The 7242-nt window shown below is 66.9% G+C and carries 10 protein-coding genes; all 10 read left to right on the top strand.

Going from position 1 to position 7242, the window contains the following annotated elements:
* Positions 1-891: cell division protein FtsZ (locus DSP71_RS01985; protein WP_258546209.1), on the top strand; the 891-nt coding region annotated here is incomplete at its 5' end.
* A complete protein-coding gene (locus DSP71_RS01980) occupies positions 888-1595 on the top strand; it encodes a YggS family pyridoxal phosphate-dependent enzyme (protein ID WP_082738595.1) in 708 nt (235 codons plus the stop codon). The genes DSP71_RS01985 and DSP71_RS01980, both read left to right, overlap by 4 nt.
* 43 nt (positions 1596-1638) lie before the next feature.
* Entirely contained in the window at positions 1639-2112 is a 474-nt protein-coding gene (locus DSP71_RS01975) for a cell division protein SepF (protein ID WP_046749318.1), read from the top strand.
* Positions 2113-2115: 3 nt separating this feature from the next.
* Positions 2116-2415 (top strand): YggT family protein, encoded by a 300-nt coding sequence (locus DSP71_RS01970; protein WP_046749317.1) that lies wholly within the window; start codon positions 2116-2118, stop codon positions 2413-2415.
* Between the two features lie 181 nt (positions 2416-2596).
* A complete protein-coding gene (locus tag DSP71_RS01965; RefSeq protein ID WP_113680229.1) occupies positions 2597-3187 on the top strand; it encodes a DivIVA domain-containing protein in 591 nt (196 codons plus the stop codon).
* 9 nt (positions 3188-3196) lie between these two features.
* Positions 3197-3871 carry a signal peptidase II gene (gene lspA / locus DSP71_RS01960; protein WP_082682713.1) on the top strand — a complete coding sequence of 225 codons (675 nt, stop codon included), beginning with the start codon at positions 3197-3199 and terminating at the stop codon, positions 3869-3871.
* Between the two features lie 2 nt (positions 3872-3873).
* Positions 3874-4794: an RluA family pseudouridine synthase gene (locus tag DSP71_RS01955; RefSeq protein WP_046749314.1), complete on the top strand. Its 921-nt coding sequence runs from the start codon at positions 3874-3876 to the stop codon at positions 4792-4794.
* 50 nt (positions 4795-4844) lie between these two features.
* Positions 4845-5444 carry a GNAT family N-acetyltransferase gene (locus DSP71_RS01950; RefSeq protein WP_113680244.1) on the top strand — a complete coding sequence of 200 codons (600 nt, stop codon included), beginning with the start codon at positions 4845-4847 and terminating at the stop codon, positions 5442-5444.
* A gap of 31 nt (positions 5445-5475) precedes the next feature.
* Positions 5476-6063 carry an RNA polymerase sigma factor gene (locus tag DSP71_RS01945; protein WP_113680228.1) on the top strand — a complete coding sequence of 196 codons (588 nt, stop codon included), beginning with the start codon at positions 5476-5478 and terminating at the stop codon, positions 6061-6063.
* Positions 6056-7186 carry a hypothetical protein gene (locus DSP71_RS01940; protein ID WP_058632805.1) on the top strand — a complete coding sequence of 377 codons (1131 nt, stop codon included), beginning with the start codon at positions 6056-6058 and terminating at the stop codon, positions 7184-7186. The genes DSP71_RS01945 and DSP71_RS01940 overlap by 8 nt, the downstream gene beginning before the upstream one ends.
* Positions 7187-7242: the final 56 nt, after the last annotated feature.

The following is a 7242-nucleotide window of genomic DNA, read 5'->3' as shown; positions in this document are numbered from 1 at the left end:
GAGATCGAGCAGGCGCTGACCGGGGCCGACATGGTCTTCGTGACGGCGGGAGAGGGTGGCGGTACCGGAACCGGCGGGGCGCCCGTCGTGGCACGCATCGCGAAGTCCATCGGCGCCCTCACCATCGGTGTCGTGACCAAACCGTTCTCCTTCGAGGGTCGCCGTCGCCAGAGCCAGGCCGAGGCCGGCGTCTCCAAGCTCAAGGAAGAGGTCGACACCCTCATCGTGGTGCCGAACGACCGTCTCCTCGAGATCAGCGACCGCGGTATCTCGATGATCGAGGCGTTCGCCACGGCCGACCAGGTACTCCTCGCCGGTGTGCAGGGCATCACGGATCTCATCACGACCCCCGGTCTCATCAACCTCGACTTCGCCGACGTCAAGTCCGTGATGCAGGGAGCAGGCTCCGCGCTCATGGGCATCGGCTCCGCTCGCGGTGCAGATCGCGCGATCAAGGCCGCAGAGCTGGCTGTGGAGTCCCCGCTCCTCGAAGCGAGCATCGAGGGTGCGCACGGCGTTCTGCTGTCGATCCAGGGTGGTTCCAACCTCGGTATCTTCGAGATCCATGACGCGGCAGACCTCGTCAAGGAAGCCGCTCACCCCGAGGCAAACATCATCTTCGGTACCGTCATCGACGACACGCTCGGCGACGAGGTGCGCGTGACCGTGATCGCAGCAGGCTTCGACGGCGGTGAGCCCTCGCTGCGGCTGGACCCGATGGTCGTCTCCCGGCCCTCGACGACTCCGCTCCCCGAGGTGGCGCTCGACGAGGAGACGGACAACAAGCCTGAGCCGGTCAAGCCCGAGCCGATCCAGCAGCGCGTTCCGACCACCAGCATCGAGCCGGCTTTCGCGGACGACGACATCGACATCCCTGAATTCCTGAAGTGACCTCTCCGGTCGACGGCCCTGGGCTCGCACCTCTGGCTACGCGGCTGTCGGCGATCGATGACAGGATCGCCGCAGCCGCGCAAGCCGTGGGACGCAATCACGACGAGATCACCAGGATCGTGGTGACGAAGTTCCATCCGGCGTCGCTGGTGCGTGATCTGCACGAGCTCGGAGTGCGCGACGTCGGCGAGAACCGTCAGCAGGAGCTGTCGGCGAAGGAGAGCGAGCTCACCGAGCTGGATCTGCGATGGCATTTCATCGGCCAGGGCCAGACCAACAAGGCGAGTGCGATCCGACGGAGCGCGTCAGTCGTGCATTCGGTCGATCGCGACCGCTTCGCCGACGCCCTGCACCGCGCGGCCGATGATGACGATCAGCTCGATGTGCTGGTGCAGATCAACCTCACCGACGATCCCGGCCGCGGGGGAGCGGCGCCGGCGCAGGCGGTCGCTCTCGCGGAGCACGTCCTCTCGCTGCCGTCGTTGCGCCTGCGCGGCGTGATGGCGGTGGCGCCGCTCGACGAGGAGCCTGCCTCCGCCTTCGCACGATTGCACGGCATCGCGGAGAGCGTCCGTGCGATCGACCCTTCGGCATCGTGGATCTCTGCCGGGATGACGGGGGACTTCGTCGAGGCGATCGCCGCCGGCGCGACACACCTGCGGATCGGTTCCGCAATCACCGGCCCCCGGCCTGACCGGGGTTAACCTGTGAACAGACCAGCCCGACACGTTCGAACCGGAGGACACGATGGGTAACCCACTGAAGAAGACCATGGTGTATCTCGGCCTCGCCGACGAGGAAGAGGTCTACGAAGAAGAAGCGCAGGCGCCCGCCCGCGCTCACCGCGAACGCGATCGTGACCGCGAGGAGCCGGCACCGGCCCCCGTCACGCCGCTTCGCCGCCCCGTCGCCGTCCGCCAGCCGTCTGCAGGAGCCGTGAACGAGATCCTCACCGTCCACCCGAAGCAGTACCGTGACGCCCAGTTGATCGCGGAGAGCTTCCGCGAGGGTGTCCCGGTCATCATCAACCTCTCGCAGATGAGCGATGCCGATGCGCGTCGCCTCATCGACTTCGCGAGTGGGCTCTCGCTCGGCCTCTACGGCCGGATCGAGCGCGTGACCTCGAAGGTGTTCCTGCTGTCGCCGGAGAACATCGCGGTCTCGGGTCACGGGGGCATCGCACACGCAGACGCCGAGTCTGCGAGCTTCGACCAGTCGTAGCCCGTGCAGCTGGTCTCGGTCCTCGCGAGCATCGTTCATCTGGTGCTCCTCCTGTACGTCATCGTGCTCTTCGCGCGGCTGATCCTGGACTACATCCCGATGTTCAATCGGGAATGGAGGCCCAAGGGCTTCGGCCTCGTCGCCGCCGAGGCGGTCTACACGCTCACCGATCCCCCCATCCGGTTCTTCCGACGGATCATCCCGCCGCTGCGGATCGGCTCGCTGTCGCTCGACTTCGGGTTCGCACTCACACTGCTGATCGTCCTGATTCTGATGAACATCGTCCGACTGTTCGTCCGCTGAATCACCGGCGTGTCCCGTGTTCCGGCTCCGGTGAGTTCCCGCTCTCTGAGTGTCGTGACATCGCGGCACCGATGCGCGGGGGCTATGCTGGCACCCAGGTGCGCGCCCCGGGTTCGCGCCACATCACGACCACGCCATACATCGATACTGGCAATCGAACTCATCGAAAGAGGAGCCACCCATGGCACTTACCCCGGATGACGTCGTCACCAAGCAGTTCCAGCACGTCCGCTTCAAGGACGGCTTCGACCCGGACGAGGTGGACGACTTCCTCGACGAGATCGTCATCGAGTGGCGCAAGGCTCTCGAGGAGAACGTCGAGCTGAAGGCCAAGCTGGCCGCGTACGAGTCCGGTGCTGCCCCTGAGGCCGCCGCTCCCGCTGCCGAGGCCCCCGCCGCAGGTCCTGTCGCCGAGGCTCCGGCAGAGCCGGCTCCGACCGGATCCGCGACCGCCACCGCCGGCATCATCGAGCTCGCGCAGCGTCTGCACGACGAGCACGTGGCCGAGGGCGAGGCCAAGCGCAACCAGCTCATCTCCGAGGCTGAGACCGAGGTGGCTCGCATCCGCACCGAGGCCGAGGCCAAGCAGCGCGAAGAGACCGCACGTCTCGAGCGCGAGCGCAACACGCTTGAGGCTCGGATCACCGAGCTCCGCAACTTCGAGCGCGACTACCGCTCGCAGCTGCGCGGCTACATCGAGGGCCAGCTCCGCGAGCTCGACGAGAAGTCGACCTCCACGGACTCGACCCCTGTCTCCGCGATCGGTCTGTAAGGCGCCCTCTTGTCAGGACGCCGTCCCCTTCCTCGGTCGGCGGCCGGCGCGATCGTTGCGATTCTCGCAGCGCTCGTGCTGGCCGCCGATCAGTTTGTGAAGTACCTCACCATCGAGAACCTGCCCTATCAGGAGCCGGTCCCCGTGCTCGGCGAGTTCCTTCAGCTGTATTACGTGCGCAATCCCGGAGCTGCTTTCTCGCTCGGGTCCGAAGTCACGTGGATCTTCACCATCGCCCTCGCGGTCGTGGCAGGCGTGATCGTCTGGAAGGCATTCGGTCTGAAGTCCCGGCTGTGGGCTGTCGTTCTCGGTTGCCTTCTCGGCGGAGTGCTCGGCAATCTCAGCGACCGTCTTTTCCGCGAGCCCGGCTTCCCTATGGGACATGTCGTCGACATGATCTCGATGCCGTGGATGATGCCGGCGATCTTCAACGTCGCGGACGTCTTCATCGTGACGGGGATGATCTCCGTGGCGCTGCTCGTCGTGGTCGGCCTGCGCTTCGACGGGACGCGGGAACGCGATCACCAGCTCGTGCAGACCGAGGCCGAGGCCGAGGCTGCAGCGGCGGTCGAGGCGACCGACACCGATGACGACATGGTCGACGCAGCCGACGCGGCGCCCCTGCGAAAGGTCGATGACGACACGCCTTCGGAGGGCGCGGCACCCGCAGCGGAGGGACGTTGACCGTGGAGTCGCGGTCACTGCCTGTACCCGACGGTCTCGACGGCTCGCGTGTCGATGCTGCCCTGGCGAAGCTGATGGGTTTCTCCCGCACCTTCGCTGCTGACGTCGCCGCCGCCGGGGGAGTGCGTCTCGACGGCGTCACGCTCGACAAGTCCGATCGCTTGCGAGGAGGCGGCTGGCTCGACATCGAATGGCAGCCGAAGGAGGCGCCGAAGATCGTCCCGATCGCGGTGCCGGAGCTCGGCATCGTCTACGACGATGACGACATCGTCGTCGTCGACAAGCCGACGGGCGTCGCCGCTCATCCTTCCCTCGGCTGGGAGGGGCCCACCGTTGTCGGTGCCCTCGCCGCGGCGGGCTTCCGTGTCTCGACCAGCGGAGCGCCGGAGCGCCAGGGCGTGGTGCACCGGCTGGACGTGGGCACGAGCGGCCTGATGGTCGTGGCGAAATCGGAGCACGCCTACACGGTGCTGAAGCAGGCGTTCAAGGACCGTACGGTCGAGAAGATCTATCACGCCGTCGTCCAAGGGCACCCGGACCCGCTCGCCGGCACGATCGACGCTCCGATCGGGCGCCACCCCAATCACTCCTGGAAGTTCGCCGTCGTCCCGGATGGGAAGCCGTCCGTCACGCACTACGAGACCCTCGAGGCTTTTCCCGGCGCATCGCTGCTCGAGATCCACCTCGAGACCGGCCGCACGCATCAGATCCGCGTGCACATGGCTGCGCACCGGCACCCGTGCGTCGGCGACCCCCTGTACGGCGCCGACCCGACGCTGTCGGCGCGGCTGGGGCTCACCCGCCAGTGGCTGCATGCGCATCAGCTCGCCTTCGCGCACCCGACGACGGGTGACTGGGTGCAGTTCGAGTCTCCCTATCCCGCGGATTTCGAGCACGCTCTGGATGTGCTGCGCGGTGAATGATCCCCGTGTCTCGCCGGACATGTGTCCGTGAGGTGCGCGACACTGGGCGCATGACCATCGAGGTTCGTCCCGCGACCGATTTCGACGACGTCGCCACACTCGTCGGGCCGAGGAAGCCGACATCGAACGTGTGCTTCTGCCTGAGCTATCGCATCGGAAACAAGGAGAATGTTGCGCTGAGGGGTCAGGCCCGTGCCGATCGCGTGCGCGAACTCTGCCATCAAGATCCTCCTCCCGGAGTGATCGCGTACCTGGACGGGAAACCGGTCGGATGGGCGGCCCTCCAGCCGCGTCGGGAGACGAGCTTCGCCCGAAACCGGCTGATCCCGCACGTCGACGACCTCGACGTCTGGTCGCTGTGGTGCTTCCGGGTTCGCCCTGGGTACCGGAAGCAGGGGATCACGCATGCACTCGTCGAGGGCGCAGTCGCCTACGCGAGGGAGCGCGGAGCCCCGGCGATCGAGGGGTACCCCGTCGACAACGGCGACGAGAAGGTGAACTTGACGATGGCATACGTCGGCACTCGGTCGCTGTTCGAGAGCGCGGGGTTCGAGAGGGCCGCCGACACCCGTTCCGTGCTGGACGGGTTCCCCCGAGTCGTGATGCGGCTCGAACTCGGAGCATCGTCGACGTCGTCGAAGAAACCGTGAACCGCTCTGCGGCGCACGGCCAATACATAGCGTGACCACAGACAGCGAGATCATCCAGCGATCTCTTCAGCATCCGGCGGTGTTCGCCGAGCTCTTCGACAGACACGCGCGCGCCGTCAACGCCTTCGCCACGTATCGCATCGGCCGGCACGCGGCGGAAGACGTCCTGAGCGAGACATTCCTCGTCGCATTCCGCCGCCGAGCGGATTTCGACACGGACGTCGAGTCGGCGGCGCCGTGGCTCCTCGGCATAGCCTCGCGCCTGATCCGCCGCCATCGTGCGGTGGAAGCGAAACACTGGAGGTCTTTCGCAGCGTCCGTCTCTCAGCAGGATCATTCGTCGCTCGGAGGTCTGGACGACGCGATGTCGCGGGTCGACGCCGAGCGCGAAGTCCGATCCTTGAAAACGCGGATCGCGGCACTCGCCCCAAAGGACAGGGAGACGCTCCTGCTCTACGCGTGGCAGGGGCTGACATACGAGGAGATCGCCGTCGCACTCGCCGTACCGGTGGGAACGGTGCGATCGCGCCTGAACAGGGTCCGCACACGGCTGGACTCCACCCGAAGGATCCAGGCATTCGAGCAGCAGCAGAAGGGGGAGACCCTTGGACATGTTTGAGAAGGCCCAGCAGACCAGGCCCGACATCGACGGCGCTGAGGAGAACATCGCGGCCGCGCGAGCCGTTCTCCTGACCGCGATCGAAGGTGAGCGCAGGCCGGCACGTGCTCGAGGAGCGCGAAGGTCGTGGCTGATAGCCGCAGCCTCGCTCGGCGCGGTGGCTGCGGTCACCACCGGGGTGCTCGTGATGAGCGGCATCGCCGCGCCAGCCCCCGCACCGACGGTGGAAGCGGTGCCGACACGTGCGCCTGGTCCCGAGCTCGTGCCGAGCCGGGTGCCGACCCCCACAGCCACTCCGATGACAGGGCCTGAGGCGCTGCTGGGAGCTGCGAACTCCGCGGCGGGATTCGCGCCGCCCCAGCTTGCTCCCGGGCAGTATCAGCGCCGTGCTTGGACGACGGAGTCGTTGGGCGTGTTCGACGCCGATCTCGATACAGCCGGGCAACCTGGCTACAGTGTCTCGCGAGCTGCGGCGTCGAGTGGCTGGGTGATCAGTCGCAGTGGCGCCGACTACTCGCCTGCAGATCTGCGTTCGCAGTGGTACGGAGAGTGGGGCGCTCCGGTCGCAGGCAGCGTCTACGGCGATCAGACGCAGGGGCATGCGGAGCAGAGTGCGGCGATGCAGGGCTACGGGCCGGCCGTCTCGTTGTTCGCCTCGGCCGCCCCCCGGTTGTCCGAGGGCGGCGTCGAAGACGTCCTGTGGTTCTTCGAGTCGATGCCACGTGACCCCGACGCCATGATCGGCTGGATCCGCGACTACCTGGGCCCGGACGAGCAGGGCTGGGCCGATGGAAAGGTCGGGTGGCTTATCATCGGACTGCTCTCGCACAACGTCGGGGACCCGGAGCTGCGGGCGTCGATGTACCGCGCACTCAGCTTGCTTCCCGGGTCGACGGTGGGTGCCGAACTCAACGGCGAACGGGTGGTCACGTTCGACTCGCAGCTCGGCTCGTCCGAGACTGCGGAGACATCGCTGAGGCGCTACACGGTGACGATCGAGATGGCGACGGGGCTCGTGACCGAGATCACCGACACAAGTTCGGTCGGCGAAGGGGTGATCCCGAGTGACGTGCCGGATGTCCGGATGACCTTCGAGACGAGTGTGGTCGATACCTTGCCGTGACGAGTCTCGACGGGGCCCCGCCACCGACCTCCGGTGTCGGGGCCCCGCCGTAGACT

Source organism: Microbacterium sp. H6, assembly GCF_003314775.1.
Taxonomy (GTDB): Bacteria; Actinomycetota; Actinomycetes; order Actinomycetales; family Microbacteriaceae; genus Microbacterium; species Microbacterium oxydans.
Note: the sequence above shows the minus strand (reverse complement) of the source record. Positions and strands in the feature narration are given on the sequence as shown.